Source organism: Paracoccus xiamenensis, assembly GCF_011308835.1.
Classification (GTDB): domain Bacteria; phylum Pseudomonadota; class Alphaproteobacteria; order Rhodobacterales; family Rhodobacteraceae; genus Paracoccus; species Paracoccus xiamenensis.
This window is the reverse complement of record NZ_JAAOHY010000010.1, coordinates 66,987-93,106: the sequence shown is the minus strand read 5'-3', so window position 1 is coordinate 93,106 and position 26,120 is coordinate 66,987. Positions and strand designations below refer to the sequence as shown.

Below are 26,120 nucleotides of genomic sequence, written 5' to 3'. Positions count from 1 at the left end.
TTGGCCGCTATACGGCGGCTTCCTGCAATTTCGATCAACTCTAACCTAGGAAGGTGGTGACAACCACATGCAGGTGAACGTTCGCGACAATAACGTCGAACAGGCGATGCGCGCACTGAAGAAGAAACTTCAGCGCGAGGGCGTGTTCCGTGAAATGAAGCTTCAGCAACATTTCGAGAAGCCGTCCGTCAAGAAGGCCCGTGAAAAGGCCGAGGCCGTACGCCGCGCCCGTAAGCTGGCCCGTAAAAAGGCACAGCGCGAAGGCGCGCTCTGACGGTCGCGCGACAGCGCTCTGTTAGACAAAGCGAACCGGATTAGGTTCAAAACCCCCGCGGGCCCCGGCTTGCGGGGGTTTCATTTTGCCGGCTGCCTTTACGCTGCGCAAAAGGCTGGCCTATGCTGCGCGAAAATCGGAACAGGACCGCGCCAGATGACCACCGGGACATATTGCAGAAAAGCCGCGGCCAAAGTGGTAAAGCCGCCGGCAAGATGGTGGCTGGGCCTGATCCCGCTGGCATTCCTGACGGCCTGCGGCCCCCCCGAACTGCCCGAGACGCAGCGGATCAACGGCATCGACTGGATTCTGGTCGAGATGGACGGGCTGCCGTGGGGCGCCGATGCCTCGCTGCGGATCGACGGTGATCGGCTGACGGGCGTGGGGCCCTGCAATGTCTATTCGGGCGCGCAGGCCGCAACGCCGCCGGGCTTTTCAGCACAGGGGCTGAATGCAACCCTGATGGCCTGCGCCGATCCGCTGCGCAGTCAGGCCGAGGCCCGCTATCTTGGCCACCTTGCCCGGGCCGAGGCGATACGCCGCGACAGGTCGCGGCTGATCCTGACCGGCCCCGGCGTAGAAATGATCTTCGAACAACGAGAGGCACGTGGCGATGAAGTCTTTTAGCGCGGCAGTTCTGGGGGTGATGCTGATGGCGGGATGTGCGCAGCAGGCGCCGGGTTTCGATGGCAGCTATACGCTTGCCGATATTGACGGCGCCGCCATTCCCGGCAGCGCGACGCTGGTGATTGCGGGCGACCAGATCTCTGGTCAGGGGCCTTGCAACGCCTATCACGGGCAAAACCGCGCGGCTTGGCCGGCGGTCGATTTGTCTGCCATCGCCATGACCCGGCGCGCCTGCATTACCGAAGGCGGCGAGGGGGCGTTCCACGCAGCACTCGGACAGGTGACGGCGGCGGAACGCAGCGGTGACACTTTGGTCCTGACAGGGCCGGGTCACAGCCTGCGCTTCACCGCCGATTAAGGCGGGCGACAAGCCTTTCGCGCGCGGCGGGCAATGGTTTTCCGACATGCCCGCGCGCCAGCCAAGCATCCAGAAAATGCCCGGTCAGCGCCAGTGCATTGGCCAGATCGTCATTGCTGGGCGTCCCCCCCAGCATCGGCGGAAGGCGCAGCAGGCGCGGCGCATACTCCCCCGCCCCTTCCGCCGTCACCGCCCGGCCCGAACTCGGGCTGACATAGGCCAGCCCCTGCCGCGCGCCGGTCACCGCGCAACTGGACAGGTCCAGACCAAAGCCCATTTCGTCCAGCAACAACAGCTCCCACCGGACGTAATCGCCGGCCCAGTCGGCGCCTGCATCCATGGCGTCCCACAGCGCTTCCGAAGCCTGCGACAGCCGCGGATGAGGGTCGCGTTCAGGCAGCGCAAAGCGCAGCAGCGCGGCGGTCGCATTCATCCCGTCAAGGGCGGCAGCACTGGCCAGAAGACCGGGGCGGGCGCGTTCGGGTTCCACCGTGAAGGTGCCAAGCTGATCCTCCAGCCGCGCGCGCCATGTCGCCGCGACGCGATTGCCCGGTTGCAGCATCGCCGCCCTTTTGCGGCTTGCCCCGCCCGGCACCATGCCCGACACCCGCCCCGCCTCGGCCGAAAGAATATCGAGGATTACCGCATGTTCACCATGCGGGCGGCGCGAGATCACCGTGCCCTCGCCCCGCCAATCCATCAGCGCGTGAAATCCGCCGCCTGTGCGCCGCTGACGCGGACCAGATCGTCCGGGGCGATGGCGAAGACATGGCGCGGTGTGCCTCCGGCGGCCCAGACGGTGCCGAACTGCAACAGGCGCGGGTCGATGAAGGCCGCGATCTGGGTCAGGTGGCCGACCGGGGCCACCCCGCCAATGGCAAAGCCGGTTTCCGCGCGGATCAGACCCGCGTCGGCCTTGCCCAGCGGCTGGCCCGCAAGCGCTGTGGCCTTGTCCGCATCGACGCGGTTGCCGCCGGCGGTCAGGAACAGGACGACATGGCCGCTGTCCTCGCCCCGAAAGATGATGGATTTCGCGATCTGGTCGACCTCGCAGCCGACCGCCGCAGCCGCATCGACTGCCGTGCGGGTGTCGCCCATCTCTCGGATATCGGCGTCCAGACCCGCCGCGCGCAGGGCTGCTTCGACCCTTGCCAAACTCTTGCTCATCGCGCACTCCCGTTTCCACAGAATGTGTAAGGGGGCCGGGATGGCGCAACAAGTCTATACGCTGCTGGTGCAGGTCGGCCGGACCGAGGGCGACGGCCTGCCCAAGGATGCGACCGGGGCCGGGCTGCTGATCTATGCCTCTGGCAAGGACGAGGCCGAGGCCGTGCGCGAAACCGTGGCGATCCTGAAACAGGCCGAGATGGCGCCGCTGGATGTCACCGGCTATGGCACGCTGGAAGAACGCGAGGCAGACGGACAGGAAATCGGCGACGAGGACCGCGCCCTGATGGCCCGCGCATTGGAAGAAAACGCCGTGATCGTGGCCCAGATGCAGCCCTTCTTCGAAGGCGAGAACCTGGCCGACGAAGACGAGGACTGATCCGCGCGGATTTCCGCCGATGCCGGGGGGTGCGAATCACCCCGTTTTCCTCAGCCTCTGGCTGCGCTATCGTTGCTGCAAATCACCCAAAAGGCAGGGACAAAATGAGCAGCAGATACACCAGACTTACCCTTTCGGCCGCCGCGCTGGCGATCCTTGCGGGCTGCGCGGCCGCGCCCGTCGGATCGGTCTCGACCGGGTCATCGGTCACCCCGGCCCCGATCCCGGCGGCCTCGCCCGCATCCGAGGCAGGCCTGCAGAACTGGGTTCGGGCCTTCCGGCCACGCGCCCTGTCGGCAGGGATCAGCGCGTCCACCTATGACAACGCCATGCGGCTGGCGCGTTATAACCCCGACGTGATCCGGCTGGACCGCAAACAGGCCGAATTCTCGCGCCCGGTCTGGGAATATCTGGACAGCGCCGCATCCGACAGCCGCACCACCAAGGGCCGTGCGCTGGCAAGCACATATCGCGGCGTATTGAGCCAGATCGAGGGCCGCTACGGCGTCGATCGCAATATCGTCATGGCCGTCTGGGGGATGGAATCCAACTTCGGCGGCAATCGCGGCAAGATGCAGATCATCCCATCGCTGGCGACGCTGGCCTATGATGGGCGTCGGGGCGAGATGTTCGCGGGCCAGCTGATCGCGGCGCTGAAGATCCTGCAAGCCGGCGATACCGATCCGGCGCATATGCTGGGCAGTTGGGCCGGCGCGATGGGGCATACCCAGTTCATGCCGACGTCGTACCTGGCCTATGCGGTCGATTTCAACGGCGATGGCCGGCGCGACATCTGGTCGGACGATCCGACCGACTCGCTGGCCTCGACCGCGGCCTATCTGGCGCGTTCGGGCTGGGTGCCGGGTCTGCCTGCGGTGGTCGAAGTGCGTCTGCCGGGCAATTTCAACTATGGCCAAACCGGGCGCAGCAATGTGAAATCGGGCGCCACTTGGGCTGCGCAGGGCGTGCGCGCCGTGAACGGGCGCAGCCTGCCCGCTGGCGGGATCATCGCGCCTGCAGGTGCGCAGGGGCCGGCCTTCCTGGTGACCAAGAACTTCATGGCGATCCGGGCCTATAACGCCTCGGACAACTATGCGCTTGGGGTGGCGATGCTGGGCAACCGCATCGGCGGCGGTCCAGGCATCGTCGGCGCCTTCCCGCGCGAAGCGGGCGCGCTGACCCATAACCAGAAGGAAGAAGTCCAACGCCTGCTGAACCGCATGGGCTATGACGTGGGAGAGCCGGACGGCGCCATCGGCGAAAAGACCATGGCGGCGATCAAATCGTTCCAGCAACGGATCGGCGTCAGCCCGGACGGCTATGCCAATGAAACGCTGCTGAAGCAGTTGCAATCGGCCAGCTAAGCTTGCGGGGCGCCGTCCCCGCAACCCGAGCTGTTTGGGCACCAAAAAAGGAAGGGGGCGCGGTTTTCACACCGCGCCCCTTTTCCATTCGTTCCCGTCTTCTTATTCGTCTTCTTCGTCGATGGCGCGGCCGCCAACCACGCCCAGCGATTTCAGCTTGCGGTGCAGCGCGCTGCGCTCCATCCCCACGAATTGCGCGGTGCGGCTGATATTGCCGCCGAAGCGATTGATCTGGTTCAGCAGATATTCACGTTCGAACAATTCTCGCGCCTCGCGCAGCGGCAAAGAGGTGATACGAGGACCAAGCGTCAGCGTGTCGGCGCCTTCGCCCTGCGGCGCGCCCTGCCCCTGCAATTCGCTGGGGCGGATCGGGCCGTTATCCTCGGCCAGGATCAGCACCCGTTCGATCACGTTGCGCAGCTGGCGGATATTGCCGGGCCAGTCCATCGCCTGCAGCGCGGCGGCGCTTTCCTCGGACAGGTCGCGGGTGGGCAGGCCCTGCTCCTCGTGCACCTGCGCCATGAAATAGGCCGAAAGCATCGGAATATCCTCGCGCCGGTCGGCCAGCGAAGGCACCGCCAGCGGCACCACGTTCAGCCGGTCATAAAGTTCCTGCCGGAAGCGTCCGGCGGCGATTTCGGCCGGCAGGTCGCGATTGGTGGACGATATCACCCGCAGGTCCACCCGCACCTTGTCCGAGCCGCCCGCGCGGGCGAATTGCTGTTCGGTCAGCACGCGCAGGATCTTCGGCTGGGTGCCAAGGGGCATATCCGCCACCTCGTCGAAATAGATCGAGCCGCCATGTGCCTGCTCCAGCAACCCCGGCTCGATCCCCCGGTCGGCGCTTTCGCGACCGAACAGGACCTCTTCCATCCGTTCGGGCTCGATGGTGGCGCAGGGCACGATGATGAAAGGCGCATGCGCGCGCGGGCTTTGGCTGTGGATATAGCGCGCGGCCAGTTCCTTGCCGGCCCCCGGCTCTCCGGTCAGCATGACGCGGCCATTCGATTTCGACAGCTTGTCCAACTGGTCGCGCATCCGCTTGAACGCGGCCGAGCCGCCCAGCATTTCCGCAGCCTTCACCTCGCCCCGCTTCAGCTGCGCGTTTTCGCGGCGCAGGCGGTTGGTTTCCATCGCCCGGTTCAGCACCACCATCAACTGGTCGATATTGAACGGCTTTTCGATGAAATCGTAAGCGCCCTGCTTGATCGCAGCGACGGCGATTTCGATGTTGCCGTGGCCCGAGATGATGATGACCGGCACATCGGGATTGTTGCGCTTGACCTGTTTGAGGATGTCGATCCCGTCCATCCGGCTGTCCTTCAGCCAGATATCCAGGATCATCAGCGAGGGTTCGGCATCGTTCAGCGCGCCAATGGCTTCATCGGAATTGGCGGCCGTGCGGGTCTGAAAACCCTCGTCCTGAAGGATATCGGCGATAAGTTCGCGGATGTCCCGTTCGTCATCGACGATCAGAATGTCGCTCATGTCACGTCCTGCTCTTTGTTTTTTCTTGCAATACGTATTGGGTTTCTTTCGCGCGGCAGCCGCATTTCGGCCAATGCACCACCGCCGGGGGCATCGGTCAGCGCGAAGCTGCCCCCGTGTTCTTCCACGATCTTCTTGACGATCGGCAGACCAAGGCCGGTCCCCCCCGGCTTCAGCGTTACGTAGGGTTCAAACAGCCGCGTCCGGTCCTCGGGCAGGCCCGGCCCGTTATCGGCAATGGTGATGGTGACCGCGTCAGGGGTTTCGGTCAGGGCCACGCGGATTTCGGGCTGCCAGCCCTCGGCGGGGGCGTCGCGGCATTCGTCGATGGCCTCGGCGGCGTTTTTCATCAGGTTGGTGAAGACCTGCGCCATCATCGTGGCGTCGCAATCCACCCTGACCGGGCTGGCGGGGATGTCCGCGATCACCTCGGCCCGGACGGCGTCCTGTTGCAGCAGCACGGTGTCGCGCAGCAGCTTGGCAATATCGGTTTCGCGCCGGTCGGGTTCGGGCATCCGGGCAAAGCGCGAAAATTCATCGACGATCCGGCGCAGGTCGTTGGTCTGGCGGATGATGACATCGACATAGCTGTCGACGGATTCGCGTTCCTCGGCATTGGGCACGGCCTTGGCGAATTTGCGCCGCAGCCGCTCCGCCGACAACTGGATTGGCGTCAACGGGTTCTTGATTTCATGCGCCACGCGCCGGGCCACATCGCCCCAGGCGGCCATGCGTTGGGCGCTTACCAGTTCGGTCACGTCGTCAAAGGCCACCACATAACCTTCCAGCCCGCCATCACGACCGTGACGCACGGCCAGCCGCACCAGCAGGTTTTCCATCCGGCCTTCGCGGACCAGCCGGATCTCGTCCTGCACCGCCTCTGCGACAGAGCCGGCCAGCCGTTCCAGCAGCGGCTCGAACTCCGGCACCGCCTCGGCCAGCGGGCGGTCATGGGCGCGTGCCGGATCCACCCCCAGCATTCGCACGGCCGAGCGGTTGAGGAAATCCACATCCCCGCCCGCATCCAGCCCGATGACCCCGGCGGTTACGCTGGAAAGCACGGAATCGAACAGGCGGCGCTGTTCGTCGCTGGCCTGATGGCTTTGGACCAGTTCCTCGCGCTGCTGTTTCAGCTGCCGCATCATGCGGTTGAAGCTTTGACCCAAGGTCTGGATCTCGTCGCCGGTATCGGGTTCGGGGATCTGCAGGTCCAGCTCGCCCTGCCCAACCCGTTCCGAGGCCTCAGCCAGCCGCCCAATGGGGCGCGACAGGCGTTCGGCGAACCACAGCGCCAGCCACATCGCGGCGGCGATCAGCAACAGCGCGAAGCCGAGATAGACCAGAGAGAACTCCAGCAGAACCCGGCCGCGGTCGCGTTCAAGCTGCTGATATTCGCCAATCGTCTCGCGGGTGTCGTCCAGCAGGCCCAGCAGCCGACCATCAACGTCGCGGGCGACATACAGGAAGCGGTCTGCAAGCGGCGGCAGCGCCACCAGCGCGCGGAATTCGTTCTGCGACCAGTCCTCGATCAGGATCACCCCGTCGCTGCGCGCGGCGTCGAACTGGGTCGTCTCGGGGCGCTCATACCAGAAATCATACGACCGCTCGCCGCGGGCGTGGATGGTGCCAGCGCCGTCGATCACGTAGGCCTCGCGCAGGCCGCGCTGAATGCGCGACTGCTGGTCGGTCAGGATCAGGCGCAGGTCGCCATCATCGATCAGCGGATCGGCCGAGGCCGCCTGACGCAGCACGACGGCGATGGCGGTCGCATCCTCGGTCAGGTCCTCGCGATGTTCGTCCTGATAGGCCACCGCGGCGGATTGGGCATTACCTACCACTTCGCGCACGCGATCGGAAAACCAGCCTTCAAGGCCGATATTGATGACCACCCCGGCAAACAGCGCCACCAGCACAGTGGGCACCATGGCGATCAGCGCGAAGATTCCGACCAGCCGCGCATGCAGCCGCGACCCCGCCCGCGCCCGCTTGCGCGATGCGATCATCTGCGTCAGCCGGATCAGCACCAGACCCAGCAGCAGCAGCAAATAGACGAAGTCCAGCACCAGCACGAGGCTGAGCCCGCGAGAACCGCCCGTCACCCCCACCGTGCCCAGCACGATGACGGTAAGCGTGGCCAGAACCGGCGCCGTCAACACGATGGCCAGCGTCACCACCGTCCGCCAACGGCGGCGCGCGGCAAGACGGGCCAGCCTGTCGGCCAGCCTTGAGGCACGTATTGCTGTCAGGCCGGATGCTGCCATGGCCTCGTTCTGCTCGGTCCTGCGCCGTTCGGGGCGGCGTCTCTGTTGCTTCGACGCGACGATATGCGCGTCGCTGTGACCGTTTTACATCACTCGGCGGCGGCGTGTCACCTGAATATTCAGATCCGATAGCTTCTTGCGCAGCGTATTGCGGTTGATGCCCAGCAGCTCGGCGCAACGCAGCTGATTACCGCCGGTGGCATCCAGGGCGATTTCCAGCAAGGGGACCTCGATTTCGCGCAGGATGCGGTCGTAAAGGCCGGGCGGCGGCAGCGCGTCGCCATGCAAGTCGAAATAGCGTTGCAGGTGATCCGCGACCGAGGCGGACAACTGCCCTGCCCCGCCACCACCCGCGCGTTGGGGCGTGCGTGCGGCAGCCGTCGGCATCGGGGCCGCCGGTCCCGGCGCATCGCGCAATTCGGCCATTGTCACCGGGCCCGACCCGGTCAGGGCCAGCCGCCGCACCAGATTTTCAAGCTGGCGGACATTGCCCGGATAGTCCTGGCCCCGCAGCTCGGACAGAACATCCTCGGGTAAGGGGCGTTCGGCCAGCCCCTGCCCTGCGGCCCGCGCCATCAGGTGCTGCGCCAGTGCGGGGATGTCGTCGCGTCGCGCCGACAGCGGCGGCACCGAGATCGTCGCCCCGGCAAGGCGGTAATACAGATCCGGGCGCAACCGGCCCTCATCCATGTCCTCCTGCGGGTTCGGTCCGCTGGTCGAGACAAGGCGCGGCGCCCTGCCCGCCCCATCGGCCTGTTCCAGCAACGCCAGAAGCCGAGTCTGCGCGGTGGCGTCGAAGCCGGCCGGGTTTTCGACCAGCAGGGTTCCGCCATGCGCATCCTGCACGGCGCGGGTCAGGCTTTCTACGCCGCCATCGGCAGGCGTCACCACCACCAACGGGCTGGCCGAACGGTCCGAGAATTCATGCAGCGCGCGCGCGATGGTCGATTTGCCCACCCCAGCCTGCCCGGTCACCATCACCGGCAGGTCGGCATTCAGCACCTTGGCCACCAGCCGAAACAGCGCCTGCATCGCAGGTGCGTGGCCGATCAGCGGCAGCTCCGGGTTCGCGACCGGCTCTGGTATAGGGCCAAGTGTCCGGGCCTCGGGGGCAAGGTCGGACTTGCGGGGCCTGCGCGCCAGCGCCTCGCGGGCGCGCGTCAGAAGATCGGGCAGATCGAAAGGTTTGGGCAGGTAATCAAAGGCCTCTGCCTCGGTCGCGCGAATGGCGGTGACGATGGTATTCTGGGCCGAGATCACGATGACGGGCAGGTCCGGGCGCATGCGGCGAATGGCCGGGATGGTGTCGATGCCATTGCCATCGGGCATCATCACATCGGTCACCACCAGATCGCCGCGCCCTTCCTCGACCCATTTCAACAGCTGCTGCAGGCTGCCGGTGGCATGAACGCGGCACCCCGCCCGGCTGAGCGCCTGCGTCAGCACCATGCGGATGCTGCGGTCGTCATCGGCAATCAGGATGGTTCCGTCCATGGGTTCAAGCCTTTGGTAATGAAATACGGAAAACAGTGCGGCCGGGGCGTGAATCGACCCGCAGCCAGCCGCCATGATCGGTGACAATCTTCGACACCAGCGCCAGGCCCAGCCCGGTGCCGTTCTCGCGGCCCGACACGAAGGGCTCGAAAATCTGCGCAGCGATACCCTCGGGGATGCCGGGACCGTCATCCTCGATCTCGACCTGCAGCGGCAGCAGGCGGCCTTGCGGCGCTGCCGCACTGCGGTCGACGCGCAGCGCACCGTCATAGAAACTGCGGATGCGGATGGTGCGGCCGCCTGCCCCTTCGGCCTGACCACGGGTCAGCGCCTCGGTGGCGTTCTTCAGCAGGTTCAGCGCCACCTGCATCAGCTGGTCGTCATCGCCAAGCGCGTCGGGCAGCGACGGGTCGTATTCGGTGATGACCTCGACATTGCGGGCAAATCCAAGCTCGGCCGAGCGGCGGGCGCGTTCAAGGATATCGTGAAGGTTCACCGCGCGCATATCGGGCGCCGTGGTGTCCCCAAAGCGTTCAACCTGATCCAGAAGCGCCACGATCCGGCGCGATTCCTCGACGATCAACTCGGTGAACTCGCGGTCTTCCTCGGCAACGTTCATCGACAGAAGCTGCGCCGCGCCACGAATGCCGGCCAGAGGGTTCTTGATCTCATGGGCCAGCATCTCGGCCATGCCGATGGCCTGACGCGCGGCCTTGCGGGCAGCATGGCCCGGCTCCATCCGCTCTGCCGGTTCGGTGGGGGCGATCAGCACGGTGACGCCGCCGGGCAGTGCCTCGGGGGCCGGTCCCAGATGGATGTCGCCAAAACGCGGCTGATGCCCGCCCGAGCGGTCGCCAAGATCAAAGCGCACGCGCGGCAGGCCAAGTGCGCCCTGCGCCTGACGCACCCGGTCGGTCAACGGACAGATCGGCGGGTCGATCCGCAGCCGGGACTGGATCATCTCATCATCCAGTCGGTGACCAAGCGCAGTCCGGCGCGACAGGTTCAGCCACAGCTCTGCCGCGTCATTCACCCCGACCAGCCGGTTTTCGGCGTCCAGCATCAGCCCCGGCAAAGGCAGAGCATCGAAACTGGGGCCGGGGGAAAAATTCATGCGGCGGCCTTTTGCTGGGGGCCGGGCGCGTCGGCAAACACCTGGCGGATCAGCCGCAGCGTTTCGGCCGGGCTTGGCGCGCGCATCAGCAGATCACGGCCCTCGGCGCCGGTGGCCTGCGCATACCAGCCAAGATGCTTGCGGGCGACGCGCAGGCCGGGATCGGTGCCATAGAAGGCCATCATGTCCTCGTAATGGCCGGCGATCAGATCGGCGAGCGCGGCCCCCTGCGGCACCAGCGGCGCGGGCGTGCCGTAAAGCGCGTGGGAGATCTCGGCCAGCTTCCACGGCGCGCCTTGCGCGCCGCGCCCGACCATCACCGCCTCGGCACCAGAGGCCGCAAGCGCCGCGCGGGCGCTATCCGCATCGACGATATCGCCATTGGCAACCAGCGGCGGCCGGTCGGGCAGGTTCGCCACCCCGCGGATCGCCGCCCAATCGGCACTGCCGGTGTAGAACTGCGCCCGTGTGCGCCCGTGAACGGTCAGCATCTGCACACCTGCATCGCGCGCACGCGCCGAAAGCTCCGCCGCGTTCAGGCAATCGCCATCCCAGCCCAGCCGCATCTTCAGCGTCACCGGCAGATCGACCGCGCCGACCACCGCATCAATCAGCCCAAGCGCATGATCGAGATCGCGCATCAGCGCCGCCCCCGACAGACCGCCCGTCACCTTCTTGGCCGGGCAACCCATGTTGATATCAATGATCCGTGCGCCCATTCCGGCCACGATGCGCGCAGTTTCAGCCATGGGTGCCGCCTCGCGCCCGGCGATCTGGACGGAAACCGGCGTGCCCCCCTCGGTCAGCGCCCTTGCCCGGACCGAGGCGCGCGGCGAGGGCCGGCTGGTCACCATCTCGCTGGAGGCCACCATCTCGCTGACCACGAGGCCGGCACCGAAACCGGCCACGGCACGACGAAACGGCAGGTCGGTGATTCCGGCCATTGGCGCCAGAAAAACCGGCGCACCCAGCGTGACCGCACCCAGCCGGATCGGGTCCGACAGAACGGGCGCGGGGCGTTTTTCGTCGGGGGTCTGCATCGTCGTCATCAACTCCATATGCCTTGCAGAATGCGCGGTTGCGGTCTTCTCAAGCAGATTAGGGCAGGACGGCGCTGAAAAACCTTCACCCATGCCCGAAAAATAGGCAATATCCTGCCCGCTGACCAGAATCTGGGCGGATCGAAACCTGCCGCCCCCGGCTGCCTTCTGGCGCAGCGCTTGCCGGATCCGGGGGCAATAGGCTATTGCAGGCCCAAATATACGCCCAGACCCGGGCCGGATACAGGATTGGTGCCACGCGCCCAAGCCCGAAACGGCCACAAACAGAATGAAGGACAGCCCGATGAAATTCCGTCTCGCCCTGGTGCTTCTGCCGCTGGCGCTGGCTGCCTGCGACGAGCAGGCCATGAAAGACCTGCGCATGCCCTGGGACAAGCCGCTGGAGGCCACGCCCCCCGCCACCCCCGTCGACCCGATGAGCACGCCGCTGGTCGATCCGGCGGTATCCCCCCGCGATGTCCCGATCGAGACCGCCGGCGAACAGAAGGCCGTCGCCACCGCGGAATCCGAGACGCTGAACACCGCCGCCTTCGTCGCCCGCGGAAACGAACCGTTCTGGCGCATCGACGTGTCCGGCAACACGGCGAAGTACCAGACCCCGGAAAACCAAAGCGGCCGCAACATCTCGGTCAACCGCCTGGTCTATGCTTCAGGCGTGGAATATATCGGCGTCCTGGACGGAGTGCCGTTTTCGCTGAACATCACCGGCAAGGACTGCGTCGACGACATGTCGGGCGAAAAGTTCCCGATGACCGCGTCGCTGCGCATCGGCTCGCGCAACAACAATGGCTGCGCCGCACCGGCCACGGCCGCGACAACCTCCAGCGCGACGGCGCCTGCCGCCAAGCCCGCGCAGGGCTGATCGGACCTCATAAACCGGCCCTCTGCATGGTGGTCGGTCCTGCCTGCGCAGGCAGTTGGGCAACAGGTTGCGGATTCCCGCCGCAATCTGACCAACCGCCATTGGCGCGGTCGCGCCCCCGCCCTATAGTCCCCGCAACAAAAAAGATGCCGAGGAACCCTTCATGCGCCGCTTCCGCCCGCTGCTTCTGACCTCTACCGCGCTGCTGACCGCTTCGGTAACCGCGCTGGGGGTTGCCTCGCCCACGCTGGGGCAGACCCTGAACAGCTATGGGATGCCGGGCGCGATCGACACGCCCTCTGCCTTCGCCCCGCCCGAAGGCGAGCTGTCGGCAACGGTCAGCCAAAGCGATTACGGCCGCCGCGTCACGCTGAGCTTCCAGCCGGTGCCGCGGCTGACGACGGCGCTGCGCTATTCCCAGATCGACGACATCGGCAACACCAATGACGACGGCAGCAGGGATACCCTGTATGACCGCAGCTTCGACCTGCAATTCCAGCTGCTGAACGAACAGCCGGGCTGGCAGCCCTCGCTGGCGATTGGCCTGCGCGATTTCCTGGGCACGGGCGTCTATTCCGGCGAATATCTGGTCGCCAGCAAGACCATCACCCCGCGGCTGCGGGTTTCGGCCGGTGTGGGCTGGGGGCGTCTGGCAGGCGCATGGCGGGAAACCGATTACAGCGATGAAGGCGGCAAGCCCAATGTCGACGACTGGTTCAGGGGCGACGCCAAGCCTTTCGCATCGGTCGAATGGCTGGCAACCGACAACCTGTCGGTGCTGGCCGAATACTCCTATGACGACTACGACCCCGAGGTCGATCGCGGCAACATGGACGAGGTCGACAGCAAGCTGAACCTCGGCGTCAACTATCGCATCGGTGACACCTATCAGCTGGGCGCCTATACGGTCGGCGGCAAGACCTTCGGGATCAAGGGCACCGTGGCGCTGAATGCGCGCAAATCGGCCTTCCCTTCCGGTCTGGAACCGGCCCCGGCCCCGGTGCGTCCGCGCCCTGCCCCGTCGGCCGATCCCGACGGCTGGTCGGGTTCCTGGGCCGCCGATCCGACCGCCCAGCCCGCCATCCAGACCGCGCTGAGCAAGGCGCTTAAGGGCGAGGGCCAGGTGCTGGAATCCATGGCGCTGACCCCCAACCGGGCCGAGGTGCGGATCCGCAACCTGCGCTATAACATGCAGGCCGAAGCCATCGGCCGGACGGCCCGCCTGATGACCCGCGCACTGCCCCCTTCGGTGGAAACCTTCGTCATCACCTCGATGGAAAACGGCATCCCGGCCTCGTCGGTGGTGCTGCAACGCTCCGATATCGAGCGGCTGGAAAACACCGCCTCGGCCCATATCGCGCAGCGCGCCCAGATCGTCGACGGCGACCCCAGCCCCGAAGGCCTGATCTATTCGCCCGGCATCTATCCGAAATTCACCTGGGGTATCAAACCCTTCCTGTCGCTGGGCATGTTCGACCCGGACGATCCGATCCGTTACGAGGCAGGGCTGGAAGCCTCGGCCAAATACGAGATCCGGCCCGGCCTGATCCTGTCGGGCACCGTGCGCCAGCGCGTCTTTGGCAATAGCGACCAAAAGGCCCCCGGCAACATGTCGACCAGCGAATATGAAGCGCAGAGCGTCGATGAAAACGAATACGGCGTGCCGCGGGTGCGGTCCGACAGCCGGATGTATTCGGGCAATACCAGCCCGACCGTGCCGGAGCTGACGCTGGCATGGTATGCCAAGCCGACCGCAACCACCTATAGCCGCGTCACCATAGGCCTGCTGGAACGCGCTTACGGCGGCGTGTCGGGCGAGATCCTGTGGAAACCCGTCGACAGCCGCCTGGCGCTTGGCGCGGAAATCAACCGCGTCCGCAAGCGCGACTTTGAAAAGGCGTTCGAGTTCCGCGACTACGAAGTCACCACCGGCCACGTCTCGGCCTATTACGACTTCGGCGGCGGTATCTGGGGGCAGATCGACGTCGGCCAGTATCTGGCGGGCGACGTCGGCGCCACCGTGGCGCTGAACCGTGAATTCGAAAACGGCTGGCGCGTCGGCGCCTATGCCAGCAAGACCGACCTCAGCGAGGAAGAATTCGGCGAAGGCTCCTACGACAAGGGCGTGAAGCTGTCGATTCCGCTGACCTGGGCGATCGGACAGCCTTCGAACCGCCGGATCGGCGGCACCATCCGGTCGCTGTCGCGCGACGGCGGCTCGCGCGTGCGTGTCGATGGACGGCTGTATGAAATGGTGCGCGAGAACCACACCAACAAACTCTATGACGGATGGGGGAAATTCTGGCGATGACTCGCGTGATGAATAACGTGGCGGGGCTGATGGCCACCGCGCTGCTGCTGGCCGCCTGCGGCACGCCTGACGACGAGGCGCAGGGCACCATCCTCGGCCAGCTGCGTCAGGCCGTAGGCCCGACCATGGGCCGCGTCACCGGCAACGCGGATCAGGCCGAGGCCCAACAAAAAGCCCCCCTGTCGGCGGACGAAATGGCCGCGCGCGCGCTTGCCGCCAACCCTGCACCGCTGATCCTGGTCGGGCTGGAAAGCAGCGGTGCCACGCAGGTGATGGCCATGACCGGCGAGAATGGCGGCATGCGCACCTACATGACCCCGAACGAGCAGGCGCTCATCACCCGCGGCGGCATGCTGACCGGCACCAAGGGGCTGGGCCATGATCTGTCCGTGGCCGAGGTCGACAATGTCGCCGCTCTGATCCGGTCACGCCGGTCAGGTCAGGCCACGCGCATCAACCGCTATCTGGAAGGCGACGGGGTGGAACGTCCGCTACCGATGAACTGCACGGTTGCGATCGGCGGCGGCAAAAGCTTTGCCTTCGCAGGCACGGGCTGGAACGCCACGCAGGTCGTGGAAACCTGCCAGGGTGGCGGGATTGAGGTCCAGAACTCCTATCTGGTCAGCGCTTCGGGCCAAATCCCGGTCTCGCGCCAATGGATCAGCCCCAACCTCGGTTATGTGACGATCCAGACCATCCGCCCCTGATCGTTCACCACCAGGTCCAATTGCATCGCCCGGCCCTTTGGCCGGGCGTTTTTCATATACGGCCCGGAGAGCCTGAGAACGTTCAGCGCGTAGGTGACGGCCTTTGACGACAGCACCACCCAAAAACGAAAAGGGCTGGCGAAACGCCAGCCCTTCCGCAATCAAGTCCTTACGGACAATGATTAGTTGGTCGAGTCGTCATCATCATCGTCGTCGTCCGAAGCGACGGCGGCGATGACGCCCAGCAGCAGCAGGGCCGGGACAACCAGGCCAGCGTTCGACGAAGCCGGCTCAGCGGCGTCAACGACGACGGGCTCGACTTCCACGACGGGGGCAACGTAGCCACCGGCCAGAGCCGAAGAAGCGGTCAGGCCGAGGGCCAGCGAGAAGGTAGCAAATTTGGTCATGATCATGCTCCGTTAGGTCTTGATGAAAGCTGCCGTTACCAGCAACATCGACGCGACAGTCTCACAATCCGCTTGGCTTTGAAAGCCGGATTAATTCCTTTACCAAGCGGGTTTGCGCCGACTGTTGCATATTTCACAACACCTTGCGAGGGGTGGGGTTCCAGCCCGGTTCGGCAACCTGCGGGGTACTGTTGCATTTATGCCAAGCCCCGGCGCAGAGGCAGCGCACACAGGAAAATCACGCTCGCCGCCGCGATGATCGAAGGGCCGGCCGGGGTGTCGGCGTAAAGGCTTGCGGCCAGCCCCAACCCGACGGAAACCGCCCCGATCAGGGTGGCGATCACGGCCATGTGCTCGGGGCTGCGGGCAAGACCCCGCGCAGCGGCGGCGGGAATCACCAGCAGCGCAGACACCAGCAGCGCACCGACTATGCGAATCGCGACGGCGACGATAATCGCCATGGCAAGCGTCAGGATCAGCCGCTCGCGCGCGGGATTGATGCCTGCGGCCATGGCCAGTTCCTCGTTCACGGTGGCGGTTACCATGGCTTGCCAGCGCCAGATCAGCAGCCCCAGCACCAGCAGCGCACCGCCCCAGACCCAGGCCAGATCTGCCGGGCGCACCAGCAGGATATCGCCGAACAGCCAGGCATTCAGGTCATTGCGCAGCCCCGGCACAAAGCTGGCCGCGACCAGCCCCACCGCCAGCGCGCCATGGGCCAGCACCCCCAGCGCGGTGTCCACGGCCTCTCCCCGCCCCGCCAGATGGGCGACCAGCCACCCCATCGCGATGGCGACGCCAAGCGTCCCCAGATAGACGGGCGCCCCGAATCCAAGACTCAGCGCGACGCCCAGGATCGCCGCGTGTGCGGTCGCGTCGCCGAAATAGGCCATGCGCCGCCAGACCACGAAACAGCCCAGCGGACCCGCCGCCAGCACAACGCCCAGCCCAGCCAGGCCGGCACGCACCAGAAAATCGTCAAGCATGATGATGGGCGTCCCCGTGATGGTGATGATCGTGTTCGCCATGGTGATGGCCATCATGGTCATGGTCGTGCTGGTGGCGATACAGCGCCAGCGTCTGCGCGGAATCGGCACCGAACAGCGCCTGATATTCGGGCGCGGCACTGACCGCCTGCGGCGTCCCATGGCAGCAGACATGACCGTTCAGGCAGATCACATGATCCGAGGCCCGCATGACCACCAGAAGGTCATGGCTGACCATCAGAACGGCAGCGCCGGTTTCGCGCCGGATCTCCTCGATCAGGCGGTAAAAGGCGACGATTCCGGGCTGGTCGAGCCCCTGCGTGGGTTCATCCAGCACCAGCAATTCAGGCCTGTGCAGCAGCGCACGGGCCAGCAGAACGCGCTGGAACTGACCGCCCGACAGCCGGGTGATCTGGCGGTCCTGCAACCCATCGACCCCGGTACGCGCCAGCGCGCTGGCGGCATCGGCGTCGCTGACGCGTCTGGGCAGCGACAGGAACCGCCGGACGCTCATAGGGATGCGGTCATCAACATGAACGCGCTGCGGGACATAGCCGATGCGCAGCCCCTTGCGGCGGATGACCCGCCCGGATTCAGCCGCCACATGGCCCAGAACCGCACGCACCAGCGTCGACTTGCCAGAACCGTTCGGCCCAACCACGGTGACGATTTCGCCCGGCCTGATGGTGAAATCGACATCGGTGAGGATCGGCTGATCCGCACCGCGAAGGCGCACGGTCAGATCGCGCGCCTCGATCAGCGGCGTCGGATCGGTGATCTCGGCCCTCATGCGCGGCCTGCGCAGGTGGCACACAGACCCAGCGCCTCGATGGTGGCGCGTTCGACAGTGAAGCCCGCCTGCCCTGCCCTCGTGGAAAGCGCGTCCCGCAGGTCGGCCGCGTCAAGCTCATCCACGGTCTGGCATTCGCGGCAGATCAGAAAGGCAGGCGCCTGCCCGTCCTCATGCACAGATTGGCAGGCGGTGAAGGCGTTCAGCCGCTGGATGCGATGGGCAAGGCCATTCTCGACCAGGAATTCCAGCGCCCGGTAGGCGACCGGGGGCTGCTTGCCCAAGCCTTCCGCCGCCAACCGCTCCAGCACCTCATAGGCGCCGAGGGCGCGATGACGCTCCAGCAGGATTTCCAGCACACGGCGCCGGACCGGGGTCAGGCGCAGCCCCCGCGCCGCCGCCAGGTTCGTCGCGCGGGTCATGGCGGCATCGGCGCAGGCACTGTGGTTATGGCTCTCGAATGCAGATTTCATGTTATGCTATAACATTCCTATTGACCTGTTACATTATTACATACATTTTCCGGCGGAAATCTCAAGGAAGGAACCGCCATGCGTCCCGAAATTATGCTGAGTCTTGGCCTGTTGGCTGCCCCTGCAATGGCCGAAGTGCCGTCTGTGGTGGCGGATACGCCGGTCACCGCGTCGTTGGTCCAGCAGGTGATGGGCGATCTGGGCCAGCCGGTCCTGTTGCTGGACAAGGGTGCGGATCCTCATGATTTCCAGATGCGCCCCAGTCAGGCGCGCGCGCTGCAGAATGCCGACCTGCTGGTATGGGTTGGCCCGGAATTGACGCCCTGGCTGGATCGCGCCGCAACGCAAATGCCGGCTGGGCAGCAATTGCCGCTACTGCCCACCAGCCCCCAACAGCGCAGCTTCGGTGACGACGCCGCGCATGACCATGACCATGACCATGACCATGCCACCAGCAATCACGATCACGATCACGATCACGATCATAGCGACGGCCACGATCACGGCCACGACCATTCCGGCCTTGACCCTCATGCCTGGCTGGATCCGCAGAACGGTGCCGCCTGGCTTGACGCCATCGCTGCGCGCCTGGCCGAGGCCGACCCCGAGAATGCGGCGACCTACCGCAGCAATGCCGAGGCAGCACAAGCCGATCTCGCCGATCGCGACGCCGCGCTTGCCCGGCTGCTCGCCGCGGCGACGGACAAGCCCTTCGTGACCTTCCACGACGCTTACGGCTATTTCACCGACCATTACAGTCTGCGGCCGGCAATCGCGGTGTCTTTGGGGGATGCGACCGCACCCTCGGCGGCGCGTATCAACGAGGTGCAGGAACAGATCGCGGAAGCCGGCGCGGTCTGCGCCTTCCCAGAGGCGAATCAACCCGCCCGCCTGATCGAGGATCTGACCACCGGCACCGACCTGCGTATCGGCGAGGCACTGTCGCCGGAAGGCACGGAATTCGAGCCGGGTGCAGCGCTTTACGGGCAACTTCTCGATCAACTCGGGCAGCGGATCGTTGCCTGCCTGACCGAAGAAAATAAATAGACGACAAAAACACTTTGACATTCAGGCAGGCGTCGCGCAATCTGCCCGCAGGACTCAAGAAAGGATGCGCCATGACTGCGACACGCCCCGCCGACTTCGGAATGACCGGAATTACTGCCGTGAACGGTCTTCCCGTTCACGAAGCAACTGACCTGACGAAAGGCGGCAACCAGGCGTTGATCGTCCTGAACGACCAAGTCTACAACCTGCGCGTCACCCGCGCCGGCAAGCTGATCCTGACGAAGTGATTACGCCTTTGGCCGGCGCGGCCCCTTGGGGCCGCCCGCCGCACCACCGGGCTTGCCGCCGCGCGGCCCGCCGAAAGAGCGCCCTCCCGGCCCTTTCGCGCCCGGCCCCTTTCCACCCGACTTGAACCCACCCCGCGCCCCTGAGGGCTTGCGGTCACCGTCTTCGCGACGCGCATAGGGCTTGCGATCACCATCCTCGCGGCGCGCGAAGGGCTTACGGTCGCCATCTTCGCGGCGGGCATAGGGCTTGCGGTCACCGTCCTCACGACGCGCGAAGGGCTTACGGTCGCCATCTTCGCGGCGGGCATAGGGCTTGCGGTCACCGTCCTCATGACGCGCGAAGGGCTTAGGGTCGCCATCTTCGCGGCGGGCATAGGGCTTGCGGTCGCCATCCTCGCGACGCGCGAAGGGCTTACGGTCGCCATCCTCGCGGCGGGCATAGGGCTTGCGGTCGCCATCCTCGCGGCGGGCATAGGGCTTGCGGTCGCCATCCTCGCGGCGGGCATAGGGCTTGCGGTCACCGTCATCGCGACGCGCATAGGGCTTGCGGTCGCCATCCTCGCGACGTGCGAAGGGCTTGCGATCGCCGTCCTCGCGGCGGGCATAGGGCTTGCGGTCACCGTCATCGCGACGCGCGAAGGGCTTACGGTCGCCATCCTCGCGGCGGGCATAGGGCTTGCGGTCGCCGCGCGGCTTGTCCTCGGCACCGCGTTCGCGGAAGGGGCGCTCTTTTTCCTCGGTCTCGCCGGTCAGAAGGCCACCCAGCTGGTCGCGCAAGGTCCGGCGCTTGACCTCGCGGACCTCGTTTTCCTCCAGCCCGGTCAGCTTGAACGGGCCATAGCCGATACGGATCAGCCGGTTCACCTGCAACCCGACATGCGCCATGGCGCGGCGGATCTCGCGGTTTTTGCCCTCACGGATGCCGACGGTCAGCCAGGCATTCGCGCCCTGCTGACTGTCCAGCTTGATCTCCATCGGGGCGAATTCCTCGCCCTCGATAGTCACCCCGCGGCGCAACGGCGCAAAGGTCAGATCGTTGGGTTGCCCGTTCACCCGCACACGATAGCGGCGCAGCCATCCGGTGGCGGGCAGCTCCAGCCGCCGCTTCAGCTCGCCGTCATTGGTCAGCAGCAGCAAGCCTTCCGAGTTCAGGTCGAGCCGGCCGACCGACATCACCCGCGGCAGATCGCGCGGCAGGGCATCGAACACCGTCTGACGGCCCTTTTCATCCGATTCCGAGGTTACCAGACCCAGCGGCTTGTAATACAGCCACAAACGCGTTTCCTGCGGTGCCTCCAGCGGGGTACCGTCGACGACGATCCTGTCGCTGGGCAACACATCCAGCGCCGGGCTGTCGATCTTCTTGCCGTTTACGGTGACGCGGCCTTCGACGATCATCCGCTCTGCCTCGCGGCGGCTGGCGACGCCGGCGCGCGCCATCACCTTGGCGATGCGATCGGCAGATTCGGGTTTTGCGGGGGTGTTCGGGGTGTCGGTCATGCGATTCTCCTTTGGCGCATCTCTGCGGCGAATTGGCGTGTATAGCGCCTAACGTATCACGAAGGAAAGCGTTTCATCGACCCCTTGCCAGATCGCCCGCCCCACGCGACAAGGCCTCATGACCGGCTTTACCTCTTATATGCCGCGCGCGCTGAACGAGGCCCGCGCCGCCGCGCTGCGCGGCGAGATCCCCGTGGGCGCGGTCATCACCGACCCGCAAGGCCGCGTCATCGCCGCGTCCGGCAATCGCACGCGCGAAAACCACGACCCCACCGCCCATGCCGAAATCGAGGTCATCCGCGCCGCCTGTGCCGCCGCCCGGTCGGAACGCCTGCCCGGTTATCGCCTTTGGGTCACGCTGGAGCCCTGCCCGATGTGCGCCGCCGCCATTTCCGCCGCCCGCATCGCTACGCTGTATTACGGCGCCGACGATCCGCGCATGGGCGGTGTGCGCCACGGTGCGCGCGTCTTCGACCATCCGCAATGCCATCACCGCCCGGAAACCCACGATGGCATCGCCGCCGAGGAATCACGCAATCTGCTACGCGACTTCTTCGCGGCGCGGCGCTGATATTCAGAATCCGTAGCGCTGCATCACAGAAAACTCTGCGGATCAATATCGACGGATAGCCGCATATTGGTTGGCAGTTTCACCGGCCCCAGCCAATCGGCAATCGCCAACTGGATCGCCACCTGACGCGGCGCGCGGATCAGCATCCGCATCCGGTGCCGCCCGCGAATGCGCGCAATCGGCGCGGGCGCGGGGCCGAACAGTTCCGCCCCCGCCGTATGGATCGGACCCGCGCGACTGGCCAGATGGCGGGCGAAGTCGGCCAGCGTTGCCGGATCGGGATGTGACAGGATGATCCCCGCCAAGCGCCCGTAAGGCGGCATGCCGGCCTGACGGCGCATCGCGGCCTCGGCATCCCAGAACCCTTCGTCATCACCCGCGAGGATCGCACGAATGACCGGGTGTTCGGGTTGGTGGGTCTGCAACAGCGCCAGCCCCGGCCTTTCGCCCCCCATCCGTCCGGCCCGGCCCGCAACCTGCCGCATCAGTTGAAAGCTCCGCTCGGCCGCGCGCAGGTCGGCGCCTTGCAGGCCCAGGTCGGAATCGATCACGCCGACCAGAGTCAGGCGCGGGAAATTATGTCCCTTGGCGACGATCTGCGTGCCGATGATGATGTCGGTGTCACCCTGCGCGATCTCGGCAATAGTGTCCTTCAGCGCCCGCGCCGATCCAAACAGGTCGGATGACAGCACTGTCGCCTTGGCGTCGGGGAACCGCGCCGCGACCTCCTCGGCCAGCCTTTCGACGCCGGGACCGATGGGGGCAAGCTTGCCTTCGGCCCCGCAAGACGGGCATTCGGTCGGGATCGGCCGCGATTCACCGCATTGATGGCAGACGAGGCGATTCTGAAAGCGATGCTCGACCATCCGGGCGTCGCATTGCTGGCAGGCGACCTGTTCGCCGCAGGCCCGGCAAACGGTGACCGGCGCATAGCCGCGACGGTTCAGGAACAGAAGCGACTGTTCGCCCCGAGCCATCCGCGCCTCGACCGCGCCCGCCAGTGCGGGCGAGATCCATTGCGCGCCCTTCATCTCCTGCGCGCGCAGGTCGATGGCGGCCATGTCGGGCAACTCCGCCTCGCCATAGCGGGACCGCAGATCAAGCCGGGCATATTTGCCGCTGGCCGCATTCACCCAGCTTTCCAGCGAGGGCGTGGCCGAGGCCAGCACCACCTGCGCCCCCGCCACCGAGCCGCGCAGCACCGACATGTCGCGGGCTGAATAATAGACGGTATCTTCCTGTTTATAGGACGAATCGTGTTCTTCATCGATGACGATCAAGCCAAGATCGCGGAACGGCAGAAACAGCGCCGACCGGGCGCCGACGACCAGCCCGACCTCGCCCTGCCCGGCCATATGCCACAACCGGCGCCGCTCGGTCCGGCTGATGCCGGAATGCCATTCACCGGGACGCGCACCGAAGCGTGCCTCGACCCGGTCGAGAAATTCGGCCGACAGGGCGATTTCGGGCAGAAGAACCAGCGCCTGCCGGCCGGCGCGCAGGCAGGCGGCGACGGCCTCCAGATAGACCTCGGTCTTGCCCGACCCGGTGACGCCCCGCAGCAGCGTGGTGCCGTAAGTGCCCCCGGCCATGGCGGAACGCAGCGCATCGGCGGCGGCGGCCTGATCCGGGGCCAGCGGCTTGCCGGGCAGATCGGGGTCCAGCCGCGGATAAGGTGCGTCCTTCGGCGCGCTCATCTCGACCAGCGTGCCCGAGGCCACCAACCCCTTGACCACGCTGCTGCCCACGCCCGCCAACCCCGCAAGTTCGGACGGCGAAAAGCTGGCCCCACCGTGATCGTCGATGACGCGCAGGACGGCGGCGCGGGCGTCGGTCATGCGCGAGGGCTCGGGTCCGGCGCGCAGGATGATGCGGCGCTCGGCGGGGGGCTTGTCCAGATCGGGCGCGCGCATGGCCATTCGGACCATCAGCGGCATCGGCGTCAGCGTGTATTCGGCGGCGCGGGTCAGGAATTCGCGCATCTCGCCCGACAACGGCGCGGCATCGACGGCGCGCACGATGGGGCGCAGCTTGGCCAGATCGAACGACCCCTCGCCCGGTCCCCAGACCACGCCCATGACGCGGCGCGGACCCAGCGGGCAGATCACGATCTGACCTTCGGCCACCCCGCCCTCGGGGGCCAGATAATCCAGCAGCCCCACGGGTTCGGTCGTCATCACGCCGATGCGTTGGCCTTGTTGATAGAAGCTCACGTGCGAATGCCTGCCCAGAAGCGAAGTCCCGCAGACTTGGCCCGAGCGGGCGCGAAAAACAAGCGCCCCGGCTTTCAGCGCGCCCCCGGATGCGCTATCACTTCGGCAAATGCTGCTGAGGAGTGCGCCATGAAATTCTTTCTCGATACCGCTGATGTCGATGCCATCCGCGAGCTGAACGATCTGGGCATGGTCGATGGGGTGACCACCAACCCGTCGCTGATCCTGAAATCGGGCCGCGACATCACCGAGGTCACCAAAGAGATCTGCGACATGGTCGCTGGCCCGGTGTCGGCCGAAGTCGTCGCCGAAAAGGCTGATGACATGATCCGCGAAGGCAAAGTCCTGGCCGAGATCGCGCCGAACATCACCATCAAGGTGCCGCTGACCTGGGACGGTCTGAAAGCCTGTAAGGTGCTGTCCGATGACGGCCATATGGTCAACGTGACGCTGTGCTTCTCGGCCGCGCAGGCAATTCTGGCCGCCAAGGCTGGCGCCACTTTCATCAGCCCCTTCATCGGGCGTCTGGACGACATCCATCTGGACGGCATGGACCTGATCGCCGACATCCGCGAGATCTACGACAATTACGGCTATGACACCCAGATCCTCGCCGCCTCGATCCGGTCGGTGAACCACATCATCGAAGCCGGCAAGATCGGCGCCGATGTCATCACCGCGCCGCCCTCGGTCATCAAGTCGATGGCCAGCCACCCGCTGACCGACAAAGGTCTGGCGCAGTTCAACGCCGACTGGGCCAAGACCGGCCAGAAGATCGGCAAATGAGCGACGAGGCCCTGACCCCCGAATTGCGGCAGGCGCTGCTGGACGATCCCAGCGCGATCCTGATGGACCGCGACCTGATGCGCGCCATTGTCGGCGCGCATGAGGACGGGGTCGGCGCCAATGTCATCGACATCCGGGGCCGTGCCATGACGGCCCTGGAGGCACGGCTGGACCGGCTTGAATCGGCGCATGAGCACGTTATCGCCGCCGCCTATGACAACCAGTCAGGCATGAACACCGTCCATCGCGCCGTGCTGTCCCTGCTGGAGCCGGTCGACTTTGACGGCTTCCTTGAAAACCTGCATGCGGACCTGGCCGACATCCTGCGCGTCGATACGCTGGTGCTGGTCATGGAGACCGCGACCAAGGAAGGCGCGCCCGAACTGGGTGGCCCGCTGACCATGGTCCCGGCCGGCACCGTCGCGCGCGCCATCGCTGGCGGCCGGCGCGGCCAGCCCTCGGGCGAGGTGATCCTGCGCCGGGTCGCCCTTGCCACCTCGGGCCTGCATGGCGCGCCGGTCGCATCCGAGGCACTGATCCCGCTTGATCTTGGCCCCAACCGGATGCCCGCGCTGCTGCTGATGGGTTCGGACGAGCCGGGCCGTTTCAGCGCCGCGCAGGGCACCGACCTACTGCGCTTCTTCGGGCAGGCCTTCCGGCTGGCCCTGCTGCGCTGGCTGGACGAATGAGCCAGCCGCTCGCGCTGACGCCCGCCATGGCGGATGCAGTCGCGAGATGGCTAGAAGGCGAGGCCGCGGCCCGCGACCGTTCCCCTCACACGATCGCCGCATACCGCGATGACGTAATCGGCTTTCTGTCCTTTCTGGGTGGCTATCGTGGCGCGGGGGCGACGCCTGCCTCATTGGCGTCGTTGAAACAGACCGACATCCGCGCCTTTGCGGCCGCCGAACGTGCGCGCGGTCTGTCTGCGCGGTCGCTGGCCCGCAGGCTGTCGGCCATCCGCAGCTTTCTGCGCTGGATGTCCGACCGCGAGGGCTATGACCTTTCCGCCGCCCTGTCGGCACGCGGGCCGAAATATCAGCGTTCGCTGCCGCGTCCCCTTGGCACCGAACAGGCGCGCGAGCTGCTGGATTACGCGGGCCAGCACCACCCCGAGCCCTGGATCGCCGCCCGCGACACGGCGGTGCTGACCCTGCTTTACGGCTGCGGGCTGCGCATCTCCGAAGCATTGGCGCTGACCACCCGCGACTGGCCAATGGGAGAGGCGCTGACCATTTGCGGCAAGGGCGGACGCGAACGCATGGTGCCGGTGCTGCCTGCCGCGCGGGACGCCATCACTGCCTATCTGCGCCTGTGCCCCTATCCGCCGGAGGAGGCGGACGACCCACTGTTTCGCGGCGCGCGCGGCGGGCCATTGCGCGCCGGTGTGCTGGAAGGCGCGATGGCCAAGATGCGCCAATCGCTGGGCCTGCCGCCCACCGCGACACCCCACGCGCTGCGCCACAGCTTCGCCACCCATCTGCTTGCCGCAGGCGGCGACCTGCGCACCATTCAGGAATTGCTGGGCCATGCCAGCCTGGCCACCACGCAGGTCTATACCGGCGTCGATGATGCCCACCTGATGGAGGTCTATCGCCGCGCCCATCCAAGGCGCTAGCGGTCCGCAAGCGG

General features: G+C 66.1%; 27 protein-coding genes. 14 read left to right on the top strand and 13 right to left on the bottom strand.

The window, feature by feature from the left end; all coding sequences use genetic code 11:
* Positions 1-67 precede the first annotated feature (67 nt).
* From rpsU to G7044_RS16525, 3 genes are all read left to right on the top strand, one after another.
* Complete coding sequence (gene rpsU / locus G7044_RS16535; protein ID WP_166330881.1) at positions 68-274, top strand: 30S ribosomal protein S21; 207 nt, start codon at positions 68-70, stop codon at positions 272-274.
* 156 nt (positions 275-430) lie between these two features.
* Positions 431-901 (top strand): META domain-containing protein, encoded by a 471-nt coding sequence (locus G7044_RS16530; protein WP_166330879.1) that lies wholly within the window; start codon positions 431-433, stop codon positions 899-901.
* Positions 888-1,259, top strand: coding sequence for an META domain-containing protein (locus tag G7044_RS16525; protein WP_166330877.1), 372 nt, complete (start codon positions 888-890; stop codon positions 1,257-1,259). The genes G7044_RS16530 and G7044_RS16525 overlap by 14 nt, the downstream gene beginning before the upstream one ends.
* On the opposite strand, the gene recO is transcribed toward G7044_RS16525, so the two are convergent.
* Together recO and G7044_RS16515 are read right to left on the bottom strand one after the other, a co-directional pair.
* Positions 1,246-1,959 carry a DNA repair protein RecO gene (gene recO, locus G7044_RS16520; protein WP_166330875.1) on the bottom strand — a complete coding sequence of 238 codons (714 nt, stop codon included), beginning with the start codon at positions 1,957-1,959 and terminating at the stop codon, positions 1,246-1,248. The two genes, G7044_RS16525 and recO, sit on opposite strands and share 14 nt — an antisense overlap.
* Positions 1,959-2,426: a YbaK/EbsC family protein gene (locus G7044_RS16515; protein WP_166330873.1), complete on the bottom strand. Its 468-nt coding sequence runs from the start codon at positions 2,424-2,426 to the stop codon at positions 1,959-1,961. Before G7044_RS16515 ends, recO begins: the two co-directional genes overlap by 1 nt.
* A 40-nt stretch (positions 2,427-2,466) precedes the next feature.
* Between G7044_RS16515 and G7044_RS16510 the strand changes: the two genes are divergently transcribed.
* Together G7044_RS16510 and G7044_RS16505 are read left to right on the top strand one after the other, a co-directional pair.
* Positions 2,467-2,805 (top strand): hypothetical protein, encoded by a 339-nt coding sequence (locus G7044_RS16510; protein WP_235931364.1) that lies wholly within the window; start codon positions 2,467-2,469, stop codon positions 2,803-2,805.
* Between the two features lie 104 nt (positions 2,806-2,909).
* The gene (locus G7044_RS16505; protein ID WP_166330870.1) at positions 2,910-4,169 is read left to right on the top strand and encodes a lytic murein transglycosylase; all 1,260 of its coding nucleotides are present in this window, start codon (positions 2,910-2,912) and stop codon (positions 4,167-4,169) included.
* 102 nt (positions 4,170-4,271) lie between these two features.
* Here the strand turns inward: G7044_RS16505 and ntrX are convergent, their stop codons facing one another.
* The 5 genes from ntrX to dusB all read right to left on the bottom strand — a co-directional run bounded on the left by ntrX (position 4,272) and on the right by dusB (position 11,575).
* Positions 4,272-5,657, bottom strand: a complete 1,386-nt coding sequence (gene ntrX / locus G7044_RS16500) for a nitrogen assimilation response regulator NtrX (protein ID WP_166330868.1) — start codon at positions 5,655-5,657, stop codon at positions 4,272-4,274.
* Complete coding sequence (locus G7044_RS16495; protein WP_166330867.1) at positions 5,654-7,918, bottom strand: sensor histidine kinase NtrY-like; 2,265 nt, start codon at positions 7,916-7,918, stop codon at positions 5,654-5,656. The genes ntrX and G7044_RS16495 overlap by 4 nt, the downstream gene beginning before the upstream one ends.
* Before the next feature lie 84 nt (positions 7,919-8,002).
* Entirely contained in the window at positions 8,003-9,412 is a 1,410-nt protein-coding gene (locus G7044_RS16490) for a response regulator (protein ID WP_166330865.1), read from the bottom strand.
* Positions 9,413-9,416: 4 nt separating this feature from the next.
* Entirely contained in the window at positions 9,417-10,526 is a 1,110-nt protein-coding gene (locus tag G7044_RS16485) for a two-component system sensor histidine kinase NtrB (protein ID WP_166330863.1), read from the bottom strand.
* On the bottom strand, positions 10,523-11,575 hold the full coding sequence (dusB, locus tag G7044_RS16480; protein ID WP_407947419.1) for a tRNA dihydrouridine synthase DusB: 1,053 nt from the start codon (positions 11,573-11,575) through the stop codon (positions 10,523-10,525). Before dusB ends, G7044_RS16485 begins: the two co-directional genes overlap by 4 nt.
* Positions 11,576-11,870: 295 nt before the next feature.
* Here dusB and G7044_RS16475 point away from each other — a divergent pair, with 295 nt between their 5' ends.
* The 3 genes from G7044_RS16475 to G7044_RS16465 all read left to right on the top strand — a co-directional run bounded on the left by G7044_RS16475 (position 11,871) and on the right by G7044_RS16465 (position 15,467).
* Positions 11,871-12,449: a COG3650 family protein gene (locus G7044_RS16475; protein ID WP_166330861.1), complete on the top strand. Its 579-nt coding sequence runs from the start codon at positions 11,871-11,873 to the stop codon at positions 12,447-12,449.
* 163 nt (positions 12,450-12,612) lie between these two features.
* On the top strand, positions 12,613-14,760 hold the full coding sequence (locus tag G7044_RS16470; RefSeq protein WP_166330859.1) for a YjbH domain-containing protein: 2,148 nt from the start codon (positions 12,613-12,615) through the stop codon (positions 14,758-14,760).
* Entirely contained in the window at positions 14,757-15,467 is a 711-nt protein-coding gene (locus G7044_RS16465; protein ID WP_235931363.1) for a YjbF family lipoprotein, read from the top strand. Before G7044_RS16470 ends, G7044_RS16465 begins: the two co-directional genes overlap by 4 nt.
* Before the next feature lie 182 nt (positions 15,468-15,649).
* On the opposite strand, the gene G7044_RS16460 is transcribed toward G7044_RS16465, so the two are convergent.
* The 4 genes from G7044_RS16460 to G7044_RS16445 all read right to left on the bottom strand — a co-directional run bounded on the left by G7044_RS16460 (position 15,650) and on the right by G7044_RS16445 (position 18,123).
* Entirely contained in the window at positions 15,650-15,874 is a 225-nt protein-coding gene (locus G7044_RS16460) for a hypothetical protein (protein WP_407947418.1), read from the bottom strand.
* A 197-nt stretch (positions 15,875-16,071) separates the two neighbouring features.
* On the bottom strand, positions 16,072-16,860 hold the full coding sequence (locus G7044_RS16455) for a metal ABC transporter permease (RefSeq protein ID WP_166330914.1): 789 nt from the start codon (positions 16,858-16,860) through the stop codon (positions 16,072-16,074).
* The gene (locus tag G7044_RS16450; protein ID WP_166330855.1) at positions 16,853-17,650 is read right to left on the bottom strand and encodes a metal ABC transporter ATP-binding protein; all 798 of its coding nucleotides are present in this window, start codon (positions 17,648-17,650) and stop codon (positions 16,853-16,855) included. The genes G7044_RS16455 and G7044_RS16450 overlap by 8 nt, the downstream gene beginning before the upstream one ends.
* Entirely contained in the window at positions 17,647-18,123 is a 477-nt protein-coding gene (locus tag G7044_RS16445) for a Fur family transcriptional regulator (RefSeq protein WP_166330853.1), read from the bottom strand. The genes G7044_RS16450 and G7044_RS16445 overlap by 4 nt, the downstream gene beginning before the upstream one ends.
* Positions 18,124-18,201: 78 nt before the next feature.
* Here G7044_RS16445 and G7044_RS16440 point away from each other — a divergent pair, with 78 nt between their 5' ends.
* Positions 18,202-19,170 (top strand): zinc ABC transporter substrate-binding protein, encoded by a 969-nt coding sequence (locus tag G7044_RS16440; RefSeq protein WP_166330851.1) that lies wholly within the window; start codon positions 18,202-18,204, stop codon positions 19,168-19,170.
* Between the two features lie 71 nt (positions 19,171-19,241).
* On the top strand, positions 19,242-19,418 hold the full coding sequence (gene hemP / locus G7044_RS16435) for a hemin uptake protein HemP (protein WP_166330849.1): 177 nt from the start codon (positions 19,242-19,244) through the stop codon (positions 19,416-19,418).
* On the opposite strand, the gene G7044_RS16430 is transcribed toward hemP, so the two are convergent.
* On the bottom strand, positions 19,419-20,918 hold the full coding sequence (locus tag G7044_RS16430) for a pseudouridine synthase (RefSeq protein ID WP_166330847.1): 1,500 nt from the start codon (positions 20,916-20,918) through the stop codon (positions 19,419-19,421).
* Between the two features lie 118 nt (positions 20,919-21,036).
* On the opposite strand from G7044_RS16430, the gene G7044_RS16425 reads away from it, so the two are divergent.
* Complete coding sequence (locus G7044_RS16425; RefSeq protein WP_166330845.1) at positions 21,037-21,489, top strand: nucleoside deaminase; 453 nt, start codon at positions 21,037-21,039, stop codon at positions 21,487-21,489.
* Positions 21,490-21,512: 23 nt separating this feature from the next.
* Here the strand turns inward: G7044_RS16425 and G7044_RS16420 are convergent, their stop codons facing one another.
* Entirely contained in the window at positions 21,513-23,702 is a 2,190-nt protein-coding gene (locus G7044_RS16420; protein ID WP_328803870.1) for a primosomal protein N', read from the bottom strand.
* Positions 23,703-23,831: 129 nt separating this feature from the next.
* Between G7044_RS16420 and fsa the strand changes: the two genes are divergently transcribed.
* From fsa to G7044_RS16405, 3 genes are read left to right on the top strand one after another with little or no spacing between them, the layout of a single operon-like run.
* Positions 23,832-24,488: a fructose-6-phosphate aldolase gene (fsa, locus tag G7044_RS16415; protein WP_166330843.1), complete on the top strand. Its 657-nt coding sequence runs from the start codon at positions 23,832-23,834 to the stop codon at positions 24,486-24,488.
* Positions 24,485-25,177 carry a DUF484 family protein gene (locus G7044_RS16410; protein WP_166330841.1) on the top strand — a complete coding sequence of 231 codons (693 nt, stop codon included), beginning with the start codon at positions 24,485-24,487 and terminating at the stop codon, positions 25,175-25,177. Before fsa ends, G7044_RS16410 begins: the two co-directional genes overlap by 4 nt.
* Entirely contained in the window at positions 25,174-26,106 is a 933-nt protein-coding gene (locus tag G7044_RS16405) for a tyrosine recombinase XerC (protein WP_166330839.1), read from the top strand. The genes G7044_RS16410 and G7044_RS16405 overlap by 4 nt, the downstream gene beginning before the upstream one ends.
* Positions 26,107-26,120 lie beyond the last annotated feature (14 nt).

Excerpts from the sequence above, each read along its gene's own strand:
- G7044_RS16440 (WP_166330851.1), top strand. The coding sequence starts at position 18,202 with ATGCGTCCCGAAATTATGCTGAGTCTTGGCCTGTTGGCTGCCCCTGCA.
- G7044_RS16455 (WP_166330914.1), bottom strand. The coding sequence starts at position 16,860 with ATGCTTGACGATTTTCTGGTGCGTGCCGGCCTGGCTGGGCTGGGCGTT.
- G7044_RS16490 (WP_166330865.1), bottom strand. The coding sequence starts at position 9,412 with ATGGACGGAACCATCCTGATTGCCGATGACGACCGCAGCATCCGCATG.
- G7044_RS16450 (WP_166330855.1), bottom strand. The coding sequence starts at position 17,650 with ATGAGGGCCGAGATCACCGATCCGACGCCGCTGATCGAGGCGCGCGAT.
- G7044_RS16505 (WP_166330870.1), top strand. The coding sequence starts at position 2,910 with ATGAGCAGCAGATACACCAGACTTACCCTTTCGGCCGCCGCGCTGGCG.
- G7044_RS16475 (WP_166330861.1), top strand. The coding sequence starts at position 11,871 with ATGAAATTCCGTCTCGCCCTGGTGCTTCTGCCGCTGGCGCTGGCTGCC.
- G7044_RS16470 (WP_166330859.1), top strand. The coding sequence starts at position 12,613 with ATGCGCCGCTTCCGCCCGCTGCTTCTGACCTCTACCGCGCTGCTGACC.
- G7044_RS16425 (WP_166330845.1), top strand. The coding sequence starts at position 21,037 with ATGACCGGCTTTACCTCTTATATGCCGCGCGCGCTGAACGAGGCCCGC.
- G7044_RS16510 (WP_235931364.1), top strand. The coding sequence starts at position 2,467 with ATGGCGCAACAAGTCTATACGCTGCTGGTGCAGGTCGGCCGGACCGAG.
- rpsU (WP_166330881.1), top strand. The coding sequence starts at position 68 with ATGCAGGTGAACGTTCGCGACAATAACGTCGAACAGGCGATGCGCGCA.
- G7044_RS16530 (WP_166330879.1), top strand. The coding sequence starts at position 431 with ATGACCACCGGGACATATTGCAGAAAAGCCGCGGCCAAAGTGGTAAAG.
- G7044_RS16465 (WP_235931363.1), top strand. The coding sequence starts at position 14,757 with ATGACTCGCGTGATGAATAACGTGGCGGGGCTGATGGCCACCGCGCTG.
- recO (WP_166330875.1), bottom strand. The coding sequence starts at position 1,959 with ATGGATTGGCGGGGCGAGGGCACGGTGATCTCGCGCCGCCCGCATGGT.
- hemP (WP_166330849.1), top strand. The coding sequence starts at position 19,242 with ATGACTGCGACACGCCCCGCCGACTTCGGAATGACCGGAATTACTGCC.
- G7044_RS16410 (WP_166330841.1), top strand. The coding sequence starts at position 24,485 with ATGAGCGACGAGGCCCTGACCCCCGAATTGCGGCAGGCGCTGCTGGAC.
- G7044_RS16495 (WP_166330867.1), bottom strand. The coding sequence starts at position 7,918 with ATGGCAGCATCCGGCCTGACAGCAATACGTGCCTCAAGGCTGGCCGAC.
- dusB (WP_407947419.1), bottom strand. The coding sequence starts at position 11,575 with ATGACGACGATGCAGACCCCCGACGAAAAACGCCCCGCGCCCGTTCTG.
- G7044_RS16525 (WP_166330877.1), top strand. The coding sequence starts at position 888 with ATGAAGTCTTTTAGCGCGGCAGTTCTGGGGGTGATGCTGATGGCGGGA.
- G7044_RS16460 (WP_407947418.1), bottom strand. The coding sequence starts at position 15,874 with ATGACCAAATTTGCTACCTTCTCGCTGGCCCTCGGCCTGACCGCTTCT.
- G7044_RS16405 (WP_166330839.1), top strand. The coding sequence starts at position 25,174 with ATGAGCCAGCCGCTCGCGCTGACGCCCGCCATGGCGGATGCAGTCGCG.
- G7044_RS16515 (WP_166330873.1), bottom strand. The coding sequence starts at position 2,426 with ATGAGCAAGAGTTTGGCAAGGGTCGAAGCAGCCCTGCGCGCGGCGGGT.
- G7044_RS16430 (WP_166330847.1), bottom strand. The coding sequence starts at position 20,918 with ATGACCGACACCCCGAACACCCCCGCAAAACCCGAATCTGCCGATCGC.
- fsa (WP_166330843.1), top strand. The coding sequence starts at position 23,832 with ATGAAATTCTTTCTCGATACCGCTGATGTCGATGCCATCCGCGAGCTG.
- ntrX (WP_166330868.1), bottom strand. The coding sequence starts at position 5,657 with ATGAGCGACATTCTGATCGTCGATGACGAACGGGACATCCGCGAACTT.
- G7044_RS16445 (WP_166330853.1), bottom strand. The coding sequence starts at position 18,123 with ATGAAATCTGCATTCGAGAGCCATAACCACAGTGCCTGCGCCGATGCC.
- G7044_RS16485 (WP_166330863.1), bottom strand. The coding sequence starts at position 10,526 with ATGAATTTTTCCCCCGGCCCCAGTTTCGATGCTCTGCCTTTGCCGGGG.